This is a genomic window from Kitasatospora sp. NPDC018058 (genome assembly GCF_044327205.1).
Lineage (GTDB): Bacteria > Actinomycetota > Actinomycetes > Streptomycetales > Streptomycetaceae > Kitasatospora.
This window is the reverse complement of the sequence record NZ_JBIRFA010000009.1, coordinates 108,070-122,738: the sequence shown is the minus strand read 5'-3', so window position 1 is coordinate 122,738 and position 14,669 is coordinate 108,070. Positions and strand designations below refer to the sequence as shown.

General features: G+C 72.1%; 16 protein-coding genes. 5 read left to right on the top strand and 11 right to left on the bottom strand.

Features of this window, described 5'->3' with window-relative positions:
• Nucleotides 1-16: 16 nt before the first annotated feature.
• Both argJ and argC read right to left on the bottom strand, forming a co-directional pair.
• Nucleotides 17-1,189 carry a bifunctional glutamate N-acetyltransferase/amino-acid acetyltransferase ArgJ gene (argJ, locus tag ACH4E7_RS15075; RefSeq protein WP_396249480.1) on the bottom strand — a complete coding sequence of 391 codons (1,173 nt, stop codon included), beginning with the start codon at nt 1,187-1,189 and terminating at the stop codon, nt 17-19.
• Nucleotides 1,186-2,214, bottom strand: a complete 1,029-nt coding sequence (argC, locus tag ACH4E7_RS15070; RefSeq protein ID WP_396249479.1) for an N-acetyl-gamma-glutamyl-phosphate reductase — start codon at nt 2,212-2,214, stop codon at nt 1,186-1,188. Before argC ends, argJ begins: the two co-directional genes overlap by 4 nt.
• A 100-nt stretch (nt 2,215-2,314) precedes the next feature.
• Between argC and ACH4E7_RS15065 the strand changes: the two genes are divergently transcribed.
• Nucleotides 2,315-2,917, top strand: coding sequence for a hypothetical protein (locus tag ACH4E7_RS15065; protein WP_396249478.1), 603 nt, complete (start codon nt 2,315-2,317; stop codon nt 2,915-2,917).
• A gap of 10 nt (nt 2,918-2,927) precedes the next feature.
• On the opposite strand, the gene ACH4E7_RS15060 is transcribed toward ACH4E7_RS15065, so the two are convergent.
• On the bottom strand, nt 2,928-4,139 hold the full coding sequence (locus tag ACH4E7_RS15060) for a methyltransferase (RefSeq protein WP_396249477.1): 1,212 nt from the start codon (nt 4,137-4,139) through the stop codon (nt 2,928-2,930).
• Between the two features lie 96 nt (nt 4,140-4,235).
• Here ACH4E7_RS15060 and ACH4E7_RS15055 point away from each other — a divergent pair, with 96 nt between their 5' ends.
• The gene (locus ACH4E7_RS15055; protein WP_396249476.1) at nt 4,236-4,640 is read left to right on the top strand and encodes a VOC family protein; all 405 of its coding nucleotides are present in this window, start codon (nt 4,236-4,238) and stop codon (nt 4,638-4,640) included.
• Nucleotides 4,641-4,705: 65 nt separating this feature from the next.
• Nucleotides 4,706-5,080: an RNA-binding S4 domain-containing protein gene (locus ACH4E7_RS15050; RefSeq protein ID WP_396249475.1), complete on the top strand. Its 375-nt coding sequence runs from the start codon at nt 4,706-4,708 to the stop codon at nt 5,078-5,080.
• Nucleotides 5,081-5,085: 5 nt separating this feature from the next.
• Here ACH4E7_RS15050 and ACH4E7_RS15045 read toward each other — a convergent pair whose 3' ends face one another.
• The gene (locus ACH4E7_RS15045; protein WP_396249474.1) at nt 5,086-5,592 is read right to left on the bottom strand and encodes an FBP domain-containing protein; all 507 of its coding nucleotides are present in this window, start codon (nt 5,590-5,592) and stop codon (nt 5,086-5,088) included.
• Nucleotides 5,593-5,754: 162 nt separating this feature from the next.
• Nucleotides 5,755-6,636 carry an SAM-dependent methyltransferase gene (locus ACH4E7_RS15040; protein WP_396249473.1) on the bottom strand — a complete coding sequence of 294 codons (882 nt, stop codon included), beginning with the start codon at nt 6,634-6,636 and terminating at the stop codon, nt 5,755-5,757.
• 206 nt (nt 6,637-6,842) lie between these two features.
• On the opposite strand from ACH4E7_RS15040, the gene ACH4E7_RS15035 reads away from it, so the two are divergent.
• Entirely contained in the window at nt 6,843-7,760 is a 918-nt protein-coding gene (locus ACH4E7_RS15035; RefSeq protein ID WP_396249472.1) for a polysaccharide deacetylase family protein, read from the top strand.
• A 101-nt stretch (nt 7,761-7,861) separates the two neighbouring features.
• On the opposite strand, the gene ACH4E7_RS15030 is transcribed toward ACH4E7_RS15035, so the two are convergent.
• Entirely contained in the window at nt 7,862-8,674 is an 813-nt protein-coding gene (locus ACH4E7_RS15030) for an SDR family NAD(P)-dependent oxidoreductase (RefSeq protein ID WP_396249471.1), read from the bottom strand.
• 309 nt (nt 8,675-8,983) lie between these two features.
• Here ACH4E7_RS15030 and ACH4E7_RS15025 point away from each other — a divergent pair, with 309 nt between their 5' ends.
• Nucleotides 8,984-9,853 (top strand): 3-hydroxybutyryl-CoA dehydrogenase, encoded by an 870-nt coding sequence (locus ACH4E7_RS15025; protein ID WP_396249470.1) that lies wholly within the window; start codon nt 8,984-8,986, stop codon nt 9,851-9,853.
• Nucleotides 9,854-9,929: 76 nt separating this feature from the next.
• Here ACH4E7_RS15025 and ACH4E7_RS15020 read toward each other — a convergent pair whose 3' ends face one another.
• The 5 genes from ACH4E7_RS15020 to ACH4E7_RS15000 all read right to left on the bottom strand — a co-directional run bounded on the left by ACH4E7_RS15020 (nt 9,930) and on the right by ACH4E7_RS15000 (nt 14,557).
• Nucleotides 9,930-11,018 (bottom strand): sugar ABC transporter substrate-binding protein, encoded by a 1,089-nt coding sequence (locus ACH4E7_RS15020; RefSeq protein ID WP_396249469.1) that lies wholly within the window; start codon nt 11,016-11,018, stop codon nt 9,930-9,932.
• A gap of 234 nt (nt 11,019-11,252) precedes the next feature.
• Nucleotides 11,253-12,095 (bottom strand): chitosanase, encoded by an 843-nt coding sequence (locus tag ACH4E7_RS15015; RefSeq protein WP_396249468.1) that lies wholly within the window; start codon nt 12,093-12,095, stop codon nt 11,253-11,255.
• A gap of 118 nt (nt 12,096-12,213) precedes the next feature.
• A complete protein-coding gene (locus ACH4E7_RS15010) occupies nt 12,214-13,179 on the bottom strand; it encodes an ABC transporter permease subunit (protein ID WP_396249467.1) in 966 nt (321 codons plus the stop codon).
• Nucleotides 13,176-14,120: an ATP-binding cassette domain-containing protein gene (locus ACH4E7_RS15005; RefSeq protein WP_396249466.1), complete on the bottom strand. Its 945-nt coding sequence runs from the start codon at nt 14,118-14,120 to the stop codon at nt 13,176-13,178. The genes ACH4E7_RS15010 and ACH4E7_RS15005 overlap by 4 nt, the downstream gene beginning before the upstream one ends.
• A complete protein-coding gene (locus ACH4E7_RS15000) occupies nt 14,120-14,557 on the bottom strand; it encodes a GntR family transcriptional regulator (RefSeq protein WP_396249465.1) in 438 nt (145 codons plus the stop codon). The genes ACH4E7_RS15005 and ACH4E7_RS15000 overlap by 1 nt, the downstream gene beginning before the upstream one ends.
• Between the last annotated feature and the right edge of the window lie 112 nt (nt 14,558-14,669).

Genomic DNA, 14,669 nt, shown 5'->3' with positions numbered 1-14,669 from the left:
GAACGGATGTCGCGGCTCAGGTGGAGTAGGCGCTGTTCTCGTGGACGTAGTCGGCGGTGAGGTCGTTGGTCCACAGCGAGGCGCTCGCCGTACCGGCGTTGAGGTTCGCGGTGATGACGACCTCACGGCCCTTCATGTCCACCAGGTCGCGGTCCTCGCCCACGCCGCCGTCCCGGCAGACCCAGACGCCGTTGATGGCCACGTCCAGCCGGTTCGGGTCGAAGGCGGCGGAGGTGGTGCCGATCGCGGCCAGCACCCGGCCCCAGTTGGGGTCCTCGCCGTGCACGGCGCACTTGAGCAGGTTGTTGCGGCTGATCGTCCGGGCGACCTCGACGGCCTCGTCCTCGGTCGCGGCGCCGGTCACGTCGATCCGGATGTCCTTGCTGGCGCCCTCGGCGTCGCCGATCAGCTGGCGGGCCAGGTCGGCGCTCACCGCGCGGACGGCCTCGGCGAACTCGGCCGGGTCCGGAGTGATGCCGGTGGCGCCGGAGGCGAGCAGCAGCACGGTGTCGTTGGTCGACATGCAGCCGTCGGAGTCGATCCGGTCGAAAGTGGTCCGGGTGGCGCCGCGCAGCGCGGCGTCCAGGGCGGCGCTGTCCAGGTCGGCGTCGGTGGTGAGGACGACCAGCATGGTGGCCAGGCTCGGGGCGAGCATGCCCGCGCCCTTGGCCATGCCGCCGACCGTCCAGCCGGCCGGGCTGGTGACCTGGGCGGTCTTGTGCACGGTGTCGGTGGTCTTGATGGCGATCGCGGCGGCCTCGCCGCCGGTCTCGCTGAGCTCCTGAGCGGCCAGGGTGACACCGGGCAGCAGAATGTCCATCGGCAGCCGCACGCCGATCAGGCCGGTGGAGGCGACGGCGACCTCGCCGGCGTTGAGCTCCAGCTCGGCGGCGACCTTCTCCGCGGTGGCGTGGGTGTCCTGGAAGCCGAGCGGGCCGGTGCAGGCGTTGGCGCCACCGGAGTTGAGGACGACGGCGGAGACCTGGCCGCCCTTGAGGACCTGCTCGGACCAGAGCACCGGCGCGGCCTTGACCCGGTTGGCGGTGAAGACGCCGGCCGCGGCGAGCGAGGGACCGTCGTTGACCACCAGGGCGAGGTCCGGGGTGCCGGAGGCCTTGATGCCGGCGGTGACCCCGGCGGCGCGGAAGCCCTTGGCGGCGGTCACGCCGACGTTCACAGGATCGGTCACGGTGCGACTCCGTTCACGGGAAGGCCCAGCTCCTCGGGCAGGCCGAGGGCGATGTTCATGCTCTGCACCGCGCCGCCCGCGGTGCCCTTGACCAGGTTGTCGATCGCGCTGATCGCGATGATCCGCCCGGCGGTCGGGTCCAGGGCGACCTGGACCAGGGCGGTGTTGGCGCCGTAGACGCTGCTGGTCTGCGGCCACTGCCCCTCGGGCAGCAGGTGGACGAAGGGCTCGTCCGCGAACGCCTCGGTGTAGGCGGTGCGCAGGCTCTCGGCGCTCACGCCCGGCTTGGCCTTGGCGGAGCAGGTGGCGAGGATGCCGCGCGGCATCGGGACGAGGGTGGGGGTGAAGGAGACGGTGACCGGCTCGCCCGCGAGCGGGGTGAGGTTCTGCACCATCTCCGGGGTGTGCCGGTGCACGCCGCCGACGCCGTACGGGCTCACGCTGCCCATGACCTCGCTGCCCAGCAGGTGGGGCTTGGCGGCCTTGCCGGCGCCGGAGGTGCCGGAGGCGGCGACCACCACGGCCTCCGGCTCGGCGAGCCCGGCCGCGTACGCCGGGAAGAGCGCCAGGGAGACGGCCGTCGGGTAGCAGCCGGGCACGGCGATCCGGTTGCTGCCCTTCAACGCGTCGCGGTGGCCGGGGAGTTCGGGCAGACCGTAGGGCCAGGTGCCGGCGTGCGCGGAGCCGTAGAACTGCTCCCAGTCGGCGGCGGCCTTGAGCCGGAAGTCGGCGCCGCAGTCGACCACCAGGACGTTCTGGCCGAGCGCCTCGGCGACGGCGGCGGACTGGCCGTGCGGCAGCGCCAGGAACACCACGTCGTGATCGGCCAGCACCTCGGGGGTGGTGGGTTCGAGGACACGATCGGCCAACGGGATCAGATGCGGCTGCAGCGCGCCCAGGCGGGTGCCCGCGTTCGAGCCGCCGGTCAGCGCCCCGATCTCCACCTCCGGGTGGCCGAGCAGCAGGCGCAGCACCTCGCCGCCCGCGTATCCGCTCGCGCCGGCGACGGCGACTCGCAATGCCATGGCGTTCCTCCTTCGTCGTGGCATGAATATACGCGGGAGGGAAAATCCATGCAAGACTCGGAGTCGGCTGCCCGGTCAGGCCGGGCCGTACGCTGGCGCGATGGGCTTGGGGATCGAAGTAGTGATCGTGGACTGGCCCCGGGTGGAGGCGACCGCGCCCGGCGACCGGGAGGACCTCCTGATCGACGCCACCTTCGGGGAGGTGTTCGAGACCGGCGACCCCCACGAACACGGCTGGTACTGGCCGACCGGGCCCGGGGAGGACTGGTACGGCCGGTACGCCTTCCGCCACGGCATGGGCTCGTTCACGCCGCACTTCCTGGTCGGCCACCGCTGGGACCACCTGCGCGGGTTCATCGCACCCGAGCTGCGCGACCCGCTCGACCGGTTCAACGACGTGCTCTTCTGGCACGCCCTGGAGGACCTCACCGGGGAGGGCGCCGGGCTGCCGGAGCGGCCCTGCACCTGGGACGCGGCGCTGCTGCTCTGGCTGCCGCCGGACCTCGCACCCGTGGTGGCCGGGTGGTGGCAGCGGGTGTCGCCCCGGCTGGCGGAGCTGCGCGAGCCCTTCGACCGGCACGCGGCGGAGCCGGGCAGCGAGGTCGGCGGTTTCGAGAGGTGGACCGAACTCCTCACCGACTGGGGCCGGGTGGTCACCGAGGCGCAGCGCCGCGGCTGGGGCGTCGTCGGGCTGCGCTGCTGACCGCCGCCGTTCAGCGCTTCACGGCCCGCAGCACCACGAACTTGGGGTTCCCGGCGACGAGTTGGCAGTTGCCGAAGAGCTTGCGCAGCTTGACGTGGTAACCGAGATGCCGGTTGCCGACCACCCAGAGCTCGCCGCCGGGCCGCAGCGCCCGCCGGGAGCCGCTGAACATCCGCCAGGCGGTGGCGTCCGTGGTGGCCTGGTGGGAGTGGAACGGCGGATTGTTGAGCACCAGGTCCACCGAGCCGGGGGCGCACACGTCCGGGGCGAGCGCGTCGGCGGTGAGGAACTCGGCCGGGGCGTCCGGGCCCAGGTTCGTACGGAAGGTCTCCTCGGCGGAGGCCACCGCCTGGTGGGACTCGTCCACGAACACCAGCTCCGCGCCCGGCCCGGCCAGCGCGGCGGCCGTACCGACCACACCGTTGCCGCAGCCCAGGTCGACCACCCGGTCACCGGGGGCCGGGGTCGGCAGGTGGGCCAGGAAGAAGCGGGTGCCGATGTCGAGCCGCTCGGCGCAGAAGGTGCCAGCGTGATTGACCACCGTACGGCCGGAGGCCGGGCCGATGTCCGGCGGCAGCGCGTAGCGGTGCGGCCACGGGCTGGGACCGGGATCCAGTGCCGGGTCGGGGGTGCAGAAGATCAGCCGGGCCTTGCGGACCGCGAGCGAGGTGCGGGTCGGACCGAGGACCTTCTCGAAGAGCTGCAGGGTCGAGGTGTGGATCTCGGTGACCATGCCCGTGCCGACCACGACCGTGCCCGGGTGGATCGCCGGGGCGAGCCGGTGCAGCTGGTCCTCCAGCAGCGCCAAACTCTTGGGGACGCGCACCAGCAGGACGTCGATCCGCTCCGGCGGGGTGTCCCGGGTGGTGAGCAGCCGGGCCTCGTCGACGACGGCGCCGGCCCGGGCGAGGTTCTCCCGGGTGGCCTGCCGGCCGAGGTGGGAGTCGGTGATCTGGACCGGCTCGTACGGCGCCAGCGCGGTGGTCAGCGCGCCCCAGCGGTCGCCGAGGACGGCGATCCGGCGGCCGGACAGCTCGGTCGGGGCGCCGGCGGCGCTGTCCGCCTCACCGGCGAGGTGGCGCAGCAGGTACTCGTCGGCGGCGTCCCAGGCCCGCAGCCGCTCGCGCGGGTCCGCCGGGAAGCGGGTGAGGTCGAGGGTGCCCCACGGGGTGGCCAACGGGGTGGCCGACGGGGTCGCGGCGGGCGTGGTCTGCGGATTCATCGTGCTCTCAGGCTATCGGACGGCCCGACGGGGAAAGTACTGAACGAATCCGGCGGGACGGATACTGGAAGAGCCCGACCAAAAGGGGTGAGGGCGATGGACTGGAAGCTCGAAGTCGTGGTGGTCCCGGTGGCGGATGTGGACCGCGCGAAGCTCTTCTACGAGGAGCAGGCCGGCTTCACGGTCGACCACGACACCCGGCTGCGGGACGGAGTCCGGGTGGTCCAGCTGACTCCCCCGGGGTCGTCCTGCTCGATCGTGGTGGGCACCGGGGTGATCGATTCGGTGCCCGGGTCGGTGAAGGGACTCCAACTGGTGGTGCCGGACATCGAGAAGGCGCACGCGGAACTCACGGCCCGCGGCGTGGCGGTCAGCCCGGTCCAGCACTTCGTGGCGAAGTCGCGGGTGGACGGGCACGGTGAGGACTGGAACAACTTCGTGTTCTTCAACGACCCGGACGGCAACGGCTGGGCGGTCCAGGAGGCGCCTTCGGCCGCTTAGGGCCCTGGTGGGCCTTGGGTAGGCCTCGAAAATAGGCCCGGGTAGGCCTTGGGTAGGGTCGTGGGATGGCTGAACACGAGGGAAGCGTGCGGGTGGACGCCTGGATCTGGTCGGTCCGGCTGGCCAAGACCCGGTCGCTGGCGGCCGCCGCCTGCAAGGCCGGGCACGTCCGGGTGAACGGCGAGCGGGCCAAGCCGGCCCAGACCCTGAAGCCCGGGGACGAGGTGCGGGTCCGCGAGGATGGGTACGAGCGGGTCGTCGTGGTGCAGAAGCTGATCCGCAAGCGGGTCGGCGCCTCGGTCGCGGCGGAGTGCCTGATCGACAACAGCCCGCCGCGGCCGCCGCGCGAGTTCGTCGCGCCGGTCTTCGAGCGCGACCGCGGCGCCGGGCGCCCGACCAAGCGGGAGCGCCGCGAGCTGGACGGGCTGCGCGGACGGTAGTCGCCCTACGCCACCGTGTCGGTGAGCACCCGGGCCACGAAGGCGTCCAGGTTGAGCACCGTACGGGCGATCTGGTCCTCCAGCGGCAGCGACTCGTCGGGCCGGGTGACCAGGGTGGACTTCTTCAGCCCGCGCACGTAGAGCGAGCAGGCCAGGTCGGCGCAGATGTAGGTGCCCACGGTGTTGCCCTCGCGCCCCGCCGCCCCGGCCCGACGGGCCGCGAGCAGCGCGACGCCCGACCCGGCGTGCGCGGTGATGCACAGCGAGCACACATTGGTCTTGGTCAGACTGCGCCGGACCATCGGCGAGCGCAGCGTCACCCCGATCACCTCGCCGCCGTGCGGCGCCACCAGATATGCCCGGTCGGGCGCGCCCTGGTCCCGCCAGCCGAGGAAGTCCAGGTTCTCCCACGGAAGTTCGGCCAGCCCCCGGGGCACGTTGAGCCGACGGGCCTCGCCCTTGGAGCAGTTGACGAAGGACGCGCGGATCTCGGAGTCGCTCAGGGGTTCCATGTCGCGGAAGCTAACACCGCGCGCCGCGCCCTGTCGCGCCAATTTCTCCCGGTACGCACGGAACCGCCGGCCACGGTGAGGGGTTGTCAGTGGCCCGCCATGGTCTTCAACGGCCGGTCCCGGCGCAGGAGGGAGGTGCCGGGACCGGGCTCTCGTGCGGGGTCAGTGCTTGAAGGCGACGCCCGCGTAGGCGGAGACGTCCTGCCAGCCCTCGGGGAGGTCGGTGGTGGGGACGTGGCCGGCGGTGGGGCGCCAGAGCGGGAGTTGGACGAGGCCGGGGCCGGCGAACTCGAAGTCGCCGAAGAAGGGTTCGACGCCGGCGCGCGGGCGCAGGACGAGCGGGGCGCTGGCGCTCTTGTAGATGCGGGCGCCCTCGGCGGCGCTCTCCCGGGAGGCGAAGTCGGGGCTGCCGTGGGAGAGGATCAGCGCACTGCCGGGCGCGAGCGCGTCGCGCAGGGTGCGCACGATCTGCTGGGCGCCCTCCTCGTCGCGGATGAAGTGCAGGACCGCGACCAGCATCAGCGCGACCGGCTGGGAGAGGTCGACGGCGGCGGCCAGCGCGGGGTGGCGCAGGATGGCCTCCGGGTCGCGCAGGTCGGCCTCGATCACCGAGGTGCGCCCGGCCGGGTGCCCGGCCAGCAGGGCGCGGGCGTGGGTGGCGACGATCGGGTCGTTGTCCACGTACACCACCCGGGCGTCCGGGACGGCCCGCTGGGCGACCTCGTTGGTGGAGCCGACGGCCGGGATACCGGTGCCGATGTCGATGAACTGGCGAATGCCCCGGCCCGCCGCGAACTCGACGGCCCGGCCCAGGAACTGCCGGTTGGTGCGGGCCAGCAGCGGCAGCGCCGGGTAGGCGGCTATCGCGGCCTGGGCGGCCTTGCGGTCCGCCTCGAAGTTGTCCTTGCCGCCCAGGTAGTAGTCGTACATCCGCGCGGTGTGCGGTATGCCGGTGTCGAGTTCGCTCGGCGGCTGCCAGTCCTCGGCTCTGGCCCACTCCCAGTCGGTGCCCTGGCCGACGGCCGCAGTGTCCTCGTGCATCATCTTCCGCCCCCAATGCGCAATGCCGGAATGAACCTACCGCCCCGTAACACGCGGTGCGCCGTGATCGTATCCAACGACACGCCGTGGAAACAGCGGGAGTTCAGGTTTACGCAACACCCGTAGAACGGAGTGTGTGCACGTCAAAGCGCGTGCGACCGCCTATGCCGGATCGCTCGGCGGGGCCGTCCTCTCTATGCTGGCTGCCGATGACTGCCGACCGCCGCACCGTACTGCGCACCGCCGCCCAGCTGGCCGCCCTGACCGCCGCCGGCGGAATCCTCACCGGCTGCGGCAGCGGTACGCCCCGCCGGGCCGACACCGGGACGCTCGCCGCCCACCCCGGAGCCGTCGACCCGCAGCACACCACCGACCCGGCCTGGACCGGCGGGGAGGGCCCGGAGTCCCCCGCGCCGACCGCCCCGACCACCCCGGCCGCACCGCAGCCCACCGGCGAGCCGACCCCGACCGCCGCCCAGACCTCCGCCCCGCCGACCCCGCCCGCGCTGACGCCGCTCGCGGCCGGCACGCCGTACGAGGTGGTGTACGGGCCGCGCACCGGCAAGAACGTGGCGCTCACCTTCCACGGCAGCGGCGACCCCAAGCTCGCCACCGCGCTGCTGGAGGCCGCCGAGCAGCGCGGCGCCAAGCTGACCGTGATGGTGGTCGGCAGCTGGCTGGACCAGCAGCCGCAGATGGCCCGGCGGATCCTGGACGGCGGGCACGAGCTGGGCAACCACACCCAGAACCACCTCAACATCTCCGCGATGACCCCGGACCAGGCCCGCGCCGAGATCGCCCAGTGCGCCGACCGGCTGCAGAAGCTGACCGGCTCGATCGGCCGCTGGTTCCGCCCCTCCGCCGCGCAGTACGCCACCCAGATGGTGCGCGACCAGGCCAAGTCGGTCGGCTACGAGCACGTGCTGTCCTTCGACGTGGACCCGCGCGACTACAACGACCCGACCGCCGCCGAGCTGCAGCGCCGGGTGCTGACCACGGTGCGCGGCGGCTCGGTGGTGGCCCTGCACATGGGCCACCAGTGCACCATCGACGCGCTGCCGGCGATCCTGGACGGCCTGACCAAGGCGGGGCTCAAGCCGGTCACCGCCAGCCAGCTCTGCGCGTAGCCGTTCGGTCGGGCGGCCGGGCCACCCGGTCGGCCGGACCACCGGGTCGGTCAGATCACCGGGTCGGTCAGGCCACCCGGTCGGCCGGATCACCGGGTCGGTCAGGCCATCGGGTCGTCGTCCTTGTACGGGCGCAGCCGCAGCGTCCGGGCGTCCGTCCTGCGGATCTCCTCGGCCCGCTCGACCAGCTCCGCCAGATCGTCCCTCCCGGCGTGGATGAACCGCCCGTGCAGCTCGTCGAAGCGGCCACGGGCGGCGTCCACGGTGACCGCGACCATGTACGGGATCGAGCCCCAGGCCTTCATGTCCTTGAACATCGGCATCCCGGCGGTCATGTCGGTGGCCACCGCGCCGGGGCTGATGTCCAGGACGACGACGTCGTGCCGGGCCAGCGAGTCGGCCATGTTGTCCGAGAGCTGGAGCAGCGCGCCCTTGGAGGTGGCGTACGCGGTGTAGTCGCCGTCCGGGCGCAGTGCGAAGCCGGAGTTGAGGTTGATCACCCGACCGCTGCGCCGGGCCACCATGCCCGGCAGCACGCAGCGCAGCAGGTTGTAGGGGCCCCGCAGGTTGGTCTCGATCACCTGCCACCACTGGGTGGGGTCGGTCTCCCAGATCGGCACCTCGGCGCGGTCGACCTGGCCGGCGTTGTTGACCAGCAGGTCGATCGGGCCGAGGTCGCGCTCGACCAGCCGGACGGCCTCGCGCACCGAGCCGGGGCGGCACACGTCGGCGGTGACCGCGACGCCCCGGGACCCGTGTTTGAAGCACTCCTTGAGGGTCTCGGTCAGCGTGTCGTGGGTACGGCCCAGCAGGCCGACGGCCATGCCCTCGGCGGCCAGACCGATGGCGATCTCCCGGCCGATGCCCCGGCCGGCGCCGGTGATCAGGGCGACCTGTCCTGCGAGTGATCCCATCGGCACCGCGTGCTCCCTTCCCGTCCCCGGCTCCCGTCCGCGGCGTTTTGTCGGACCTGCGGCATTCTGTCGGCCGCCGGGCGGTGAGGGCCCCGGGCACACGCGCGGGCGCCGCGGGCTCACTCGTTCGGAGGATCGGTGAACGCTGGCACTCCGCCGGGGAGGGGGTGACCTACTGGCCGGTACGGAGTAGTAACGTCGTCGGGGCGGTGACCGGTGCACCCATTCCGGTCCACCGACCCGTTGACCAGCAGCTCGCTGGGCCACCAGTTCGCTGGGCGACCCCCAGCACCACCGAAGGGCAACTGAGTGAGTGACATCGCGCGCGTCGGAGTAGTGGGCTGCGGCCTGATGGGGTCGGGCATCGCGGAGGTCTTCGCCCGGGCCGGGCTGGACGTCCTGGTGTCGGAGGCCAGCGGTGAGGCGCTGGAGTTCGGCCGCACCCGGCTGACCAACTCCCTGGAGACGGCGGTCAAGCGCGGCAAGCTGACCGCCGAGCAGCGGGACGAGGCGCTGTCCCGGCTGTCCTTCACCGTCGACCTGGCCGACTTCGCCGACCGCGACCTGGTGGTCGAGGCGGTCGCCGAGCGCGAGGACATCAAGGTCAAGATCTTCGAGACCCTGGACCGGGTGATCGAGCGCCGCGACGCGATCCTGGCCTCCAACACCTCCTCGATCCCGATCGTGAAGCTGGCCGCCGCCACGTCCCGCCCGGAGCAGGTCATCGGCCTGCACTTCTTCAACCCGGCACCGGTGCAGAGGCTGGTCGAGGTCATCCCGACCCTGACCACCTCGGCGACCACCACCGAGCGGGTGGAGGCCTTCGCCTCCCAGGTGCTCGACAAGGAGCCGATCCGCGCCCGCGACCGGGCCGGCTTCGTGGTCAACGCGCTGCTGGTGCCGTACCTGCTGTCCGCGGTGCGGATGTTCGAGTCGGGCGTGGCCACCGCCTCCGACATCGACAAGGGCATGGAGGCCGGCTGCGCCCACCCGATGGGCCCGCTGCGGCTGTGCGACCTGATCGGCCTGGACACCATCGTCTCGATCGCCGAGTCGATGTACGACGAGTACAAGGAGCCGCTGTACGCCGCTCCCCCGCTGCTGTCCCGGATGGTCGACGCGGGCCTGCTGGGCCGCAAGTCGGGCCGCGGCTTCTACGACTACACCGCGAGCGCCTGAGCCCCGACACGGAAGGGCGCGCCCGCACCGGAGACTCCGGTGCGGGCGCGCCCTTCCACGTGCCTGACGGCCCCGGCTACTTGACCCCGGCCTCGGCGCAGGCCTCCGCGTACGGCTGGGTGCAGATGTCGGACGCCTTGTAGAGCCCGCCGTTGACGACGGTGGCCTCCACCTTCGGCTTGGTCACCACGATCGGGGTGAGCAGCAGCGAGGGGATGTGCAGTCCGCCGCTGTCGGTGACCGAGGTCGCGGTGGTGCTGATGTCCAGGCCCTCGGCCAGCTGGACGGCGATGCTGCCCGCCGCGTCCGTCTCGGGCTTGTACGGCTTGTAGATGGTGTACGCCTGCTCGCCCGTGAGCACCCGGCGGATCGCGTCGATGGAGGCGTCCTGGCCGCCCACCGGCACGTTCTTGATGCCCGCGGTCTTCAGGGCGTCGATGACGGCGGCGGCCATGCCGTCGTTCGCGGCGTAGACGGCCTGGATGTTGTTCTTCCCGAGGCTCTGGATGGCCTCGTTCATCTTCGCCGTGGCCACGTCGGGCTTCCACTCGCCGGACTGCTCGTACGCGATCTTGACCTTGCCGTCCAGCGCCAGGTGCGCGCCCGCCTTGAACTGCGCCGCGTTGGGGTCGGACTCGGCGCCGTTGATCATCACGACGTTGGCCGAGGAGGCCTTCGGGCCGAGCGCGTCGAGCAGGGACTGGCCCTGGAGCTGCCCGGTGTGCTGGTTGTCGAAGGAGACGTACGCGGCGACCTTGCCCTGGGCCAGCCGGTCGTAGGCGACGACCTTCACGCCCTTCGCGTTGGCGGCATCGACCCACGGGGCGGTGACCTTGGCGTCGACCGGGTCGAGCAGGATGACCTTCACGCCCTTGGCGAGCAGGTCGTCGAACTGCTTCTTCTGCGCGGCCGCGTCGCCGCCCGCGTTGGCGTAGCTGACCGTGCACTTCGTGCAGAGGCCGGTCACCGTCTGCTCGATCAGCGGCTTGTCGAACGCGTCGTAGCGGGTGGAGGACGCGCTCTCCGGCAGTAGCAGACCGATGCCCTCGTCGCCCCCACCGGCCGCCGGCTTCTGGGGCGCCGCGGTTTGACCGCAGGCCGCCAGGGTGAGTGCGAGCGACACGGCGACCGTGCTGGTGGCCGCGAGACGCATGGGTCTGTTCATGATCGGTGGTGCCTCCTGTGCTGCGCCGCAAACCTGCGGCAGGGCACGGAGTCAAGCGCCACCGGGCGGATGCGTCAATAAGGGAGGGATCCTTCGTTACCCCCCTGCTCGATTCGTTACGGGATGAACAGGATTTTCACATCCTCTTTGGTTTTTCGCGGGGGGGGTGATCGAAGGCCGGTGCGGCGGGAGACCGAGGGAGAACGGCCCCCCGCCGCGGCGCCGGCCGGGGCGTCAGCCGTTGATGGCGTAGCTGTCGCCGTAGACCTTCCACTTCAGCGGCGGGTTGAGGTCGAAGTTCTTGGCGCTGAGGAAGACCAGTTGCTCGGTGTCGACCCGGCTGGTGTCGGAGTGCGCGGCCTCCTTCTTCATGACCACCTTGCGGGCGTCCAGGAAGGCCTTGAGGTAGGTGGCCTCGTCGCCGCCCTGGGCGGGCGTCCTGGCCTTCTTCATGGCGGCCGCGCGGATGCCCCCGAAGCTGTCGGAGCTGCTGCCCGGGCCGTGCATCACGATGGCGTCGTAGTAGACGAACTGGCCGAGCGCCCGCAGGCCGTCGGCCTTGGCCTGGCCGACGGCGGGGTTGAAGTACACCCGGTCGCGCTCGTCGTTCTGGGCCTGCTGGAAGGCCGGGTCCTTGGCGGCGGCGACCCAGTCCCTGACGAACGAGTCACCGAGGCCGGCGTGCGAGTCGCTGCCGTTGACCTTCTTCAGCGCGGGCAGGTACGTGGCGAGCACGTTGCCGGGCTTGAGGTCGGTGTAGTGCCGCACCAGCTCCAGCATGTCCCCGGTGCCGGAACAGAAGCCGATGATGCCGGCGGTGTAGCCGCGGCCGTCGCCGATGTCCTCGATGTACTTGTACTGGGCCTTCCAGTCCAGCGACGAGTTCTCCGCGCTGGACACCAGCTGCATCGCGATGTCCTTCTTGTGCGCGTCGTCCAGGCCGACACCCGCGAGCCGGACGGACGTCGCGGCGGCGGGCGCGGCCTGGGCGGCCGAGGTGGCCGCGACCGTGAGGGGCGCGGCCACCAGGGCGGCGGCGAGGGCTGCGCGGAGGGCACGACGGGACTGAGGGCGCATGAGATGCTCCGGTTCCTCGTGGGTTAGGAAACCTTCCTAACGAGAAGCAAACGTCCTGGCGCCCCGACCCCGCAAGGGTTTTGACGGATTCACTTCAAACTGATGTGGACGGCGCAGGTCAGACCGCCCGGCGCCGCACCCACCAGACCGCTGCCGCGCACAGCGCCACGGCGAGCAGGGTCGTCCAGCCGAACTCGATGAACTGGAACGGCCAGAACCGGTCCGCCGGCTGGTACACCTCGTGCACGGTGTAGCCGCCGTCGCGCACCAGGGACTGGAGGTGGGCGTAGTCACCGCCGAGGCTGTAGAAATCGTTTTCGGAGATCCGGTTGCCGGCCGGGTCCGAGAACCAGACACTCAGAACCCAGCGGTCGTCCAGCGCCATCGGCGTGAGGGAGTGCGTCGGCATCTCCAGCGGATTCATGTAGTGCGAGCGCAGCGCGTCGGTGACGAACGGCAGCGCGACCGAGGCCGCCAGGCCGATGCCCACCGCGAGCACCGTGCGGCGCAGCACCGCGCCGGCCAGCGCCGCGACCCCGAAGGTCACCAGCACCCGGCCCACCAGGGCGGGCCACGTCTCCGCGAACAGCTCGGGGGTGAACGCTCCGCTCTGGAGCTCCAGCGGCGCGCTCCACCAGCGCAGCAGCAGCCCGAACAGCGCCGCCACGACGGCCAGCACCGCGCCGCCCACGACCAGGCCGCCCGCCGTCCAACGGGTCCGCCCGGCGCCCTGGGTCCAGGCGAAGCGCACCGTGCCGTGCTCGAACTCCCTCGCCAGCAGCGGGCCCCCGAGGAACGCGCCGAACGCGCCGCCGAGGACGTAGGCCACGGTGACGAGCTCCAGCTGGCTGTTGCCGTACTCGCGCCGGAACTGCTTGTACTTGGCCAGGCAGGCCTCGGCGGTCGGATCGCAGGAGGCCGCGCCGCTACGGTCCAGGCCGGTGTGCAGGTACCAGCCGTGGAGCAGCAGGGCGAGGGAGATCGCGCCCATCACCGTGAGCAGGGTCAGCAGCGCGGGCCGGTGGCGCAGCCCGGCGGCCCGCAGCACGGCGGAGCGGGGCGGGGCGAGGGTGGTCGAGCTCACGACAGCATCGCTTTCTCGGTCGTTCCGGTGGTCGCGGCGGTACGGACGGCCCCGCGCGGGCCGGGCAGGGCGGAGGCGGTCGGCTCGCGCAGGTAGGCGAGCACCAACTCCTCCAGGCCGATGCGCTGTTGGCGCCACTCGCCGGACACCGGGGCGTCCACGCCGCCGGTGCGGACCAGCAGGTGGGACTGGGCGCCGGCCCGGCGGTCGCGGACCACCGGCAGGCGCTCGGCGACCGCCTCCGCCTCGGCGGTCGGGCCGGTGAGCATCCGGTGGCCGCCCAGCAGGTCGTCCACCTCGCCGGTGACCTGGACCCGGCCGCCGGCAAGCACCACCAGGTAGTCGCAGCTCTGCTCCAGCTCGTTGACGGCGTGCGAGGAGAACATCACCGACAGGCCGTCCTCGGCCACCGCGGTCAACAGCACCGACATGAAGTCGTGCCGGGCGAGCGGGTCGAGCGCGGCCAACGGCTCGTCCAGGAGCAGGAGTTCGGGCCGCTTGGCGAGGGCCAGGGCGAGCGAGACCTGGGCCTGCTGACCGCCGGAGAGCCGGCCGTACTTGCGGTCCAGCGGGATGCCGAGGCCGTCCAGGTGGTCGCGCGCCCGGGCGGCGTCCCAGCGCCGGTTGAGGTGACGGCCCATCGCCAGCAGGTCGCGCACCCGCAGGCCCGGGTAGAGCGCGGCGTTCTGGGCGACGAAGCCGATCCGATCCAAGGCCCGTGGTGAGCCCGGGAGTTGGTCGCCGAGGACGGTCATCGCGCCCTCGCCGGGCAGGGACAGGCCCGCCGCCAGGCTGAGCAGCGTGGTCTTGCCGGCGCCGTTCGGGCCGACCAGCGCCACCACATGCCCGGCCGGGACGGCGAGGTGACAGTCCCGCAGCGCCCAGGAGCGGCGGTAGCGCTTGCCGATCCCCCCGCAGTCGATCACCGTGTCCGTCGGCATCACGCCACCACCCCGTCCCGACCCTCGCGCAGGTCACGCAGCGCGTCCTCGAACACCGCGACCATCCCCCCTTCGTCCAGCCCGGCGGCCCGCGCCGAGCGCATCCAGTCCAGCAACCCCCGCCGCAGCGCGGCCCGTTCCCGCAGCGGCACGACCCCGGCGGGCAGCCCGCGCACGAAGGTCCCCTGGCCGCGCCGACCGACCGCCAGGCCGCGGTGCTCCAGTTCCCGGTAGGCCTTGAGCACGGTGTTGGGGTTGATCGCCAGCCCGGCGACCACCTCCCGCACCCGGGGCAACCGGTCCCCCTCGGCCAACCAGCCCATCCGCAACGCCTGTTCGACCTGCTGCACGAGTTGCAGGTAGGTCGGGACACCCGAGGCCGGGTCCAGGCGGAACTCGATCGGGGAGGGCCGGTCAGCACCTTTATCTAGTTCCATAGTTAATGAGTTAAGTGGGAATGGTGACGGGCCGTCAACCCAAGAAAGAGCAAAGGGCCCCGCCCGGACCACGGTGGTCCGGGCGGGGCCCTTCAGGCCCTACGGCGTGTCC

Coding starts and splice junctions, on each gene's coding strand:
- argC (WP_396249479.1), bottom strand. CDS start 2,214: ATGGCATTGCGAGTCGCCGTCGCCGGCGCGAGCGGATACGCGGGCGGC.
- ACH4E7_RS15065 (WP_396249478.1), top strand. CDS start 2,315: ATGGGCTTGGGGATCGAAGTAGTGATCGTGGACTGGCCCCGGGTGGAG.
- ACH4E7_RS15060 (WP_396249477.1), bottom strand. CDS start 4,139: ATGAATCCGCAGACCACGCCCGCCGCGACCCCGTCGGCCACCCCGTTG.
- ACH4E7_RS15055 (WP_396249476.1), top strand. CDS start 4,236: ATGGACTGGAAGCTCGAAGTCGTGGTGGTCCCGGTGGCGGATGTGGAC.
- ACH4E7_RS15050 (WP_396249475.1), top strand. CDS start 4,706: ATGGCTGAACACGAGGGAAGCGTGCGGGTGGACGCCTGGATCTGGTCG.
- ACH4E7_RS15045 (WP_396249474.1), bottom strand. CDS start 5,592: ATGGAACCCCTGAGCGACTCCGAGATCCGCGCGTCCTTCGTCAACTGC.
- ACH4E7_RS15040 (WP_396249473.1), bottom strand. CDS start 6,636: ATGATGCACGAGGACACTGCGGCCGTCGGCCAGGGCACCGACTGGGAG.
- ACH4E7_RS15035 (WP_396249472.1), top strand. CDS start 6,843: ATGACTGCCGACCGCCGCACCGTACTGCGCACCGCCGCCCAGCTGGCC.
- ACH4E7_RS15030 (WP_396249471.1), bottom strand. CDS start 8,674: ATGGGATCACTCGCAGGACAGGTCGCCCTGATCACCGGCGCCGGCCGG.
- ACH4E7_RS15020 (WP_396249469.1), bottom strand. CDS start 11,018: ATGAACAGACCCATGCGTCTCGCGGCCACCAGCACGGTCGCCGTGTCG.
- ACH4E7_RS15015 (WP_396249468.1), bottom strand. CDS start 12,095: ATGCGCCCTCAGTCCCGTCGTGCCCTCCGCGCAGCCCTCGCCGCCGCC.
- ACH4E7_RS15005 (WP_396249466.1), bottom strand. CDS start 14,120: ATGCCGACGGACACGGTGATCGACTGCGGGGGGATCGGCAAGCGCTAC.
- ACH4E7_RS15000 (WP_396249465.1), bottom strand. CDS start 14,557: ATGGAACTAGATAAAGGTGCTGACCGGCCCTCCCCGATCGAGTTCCGC.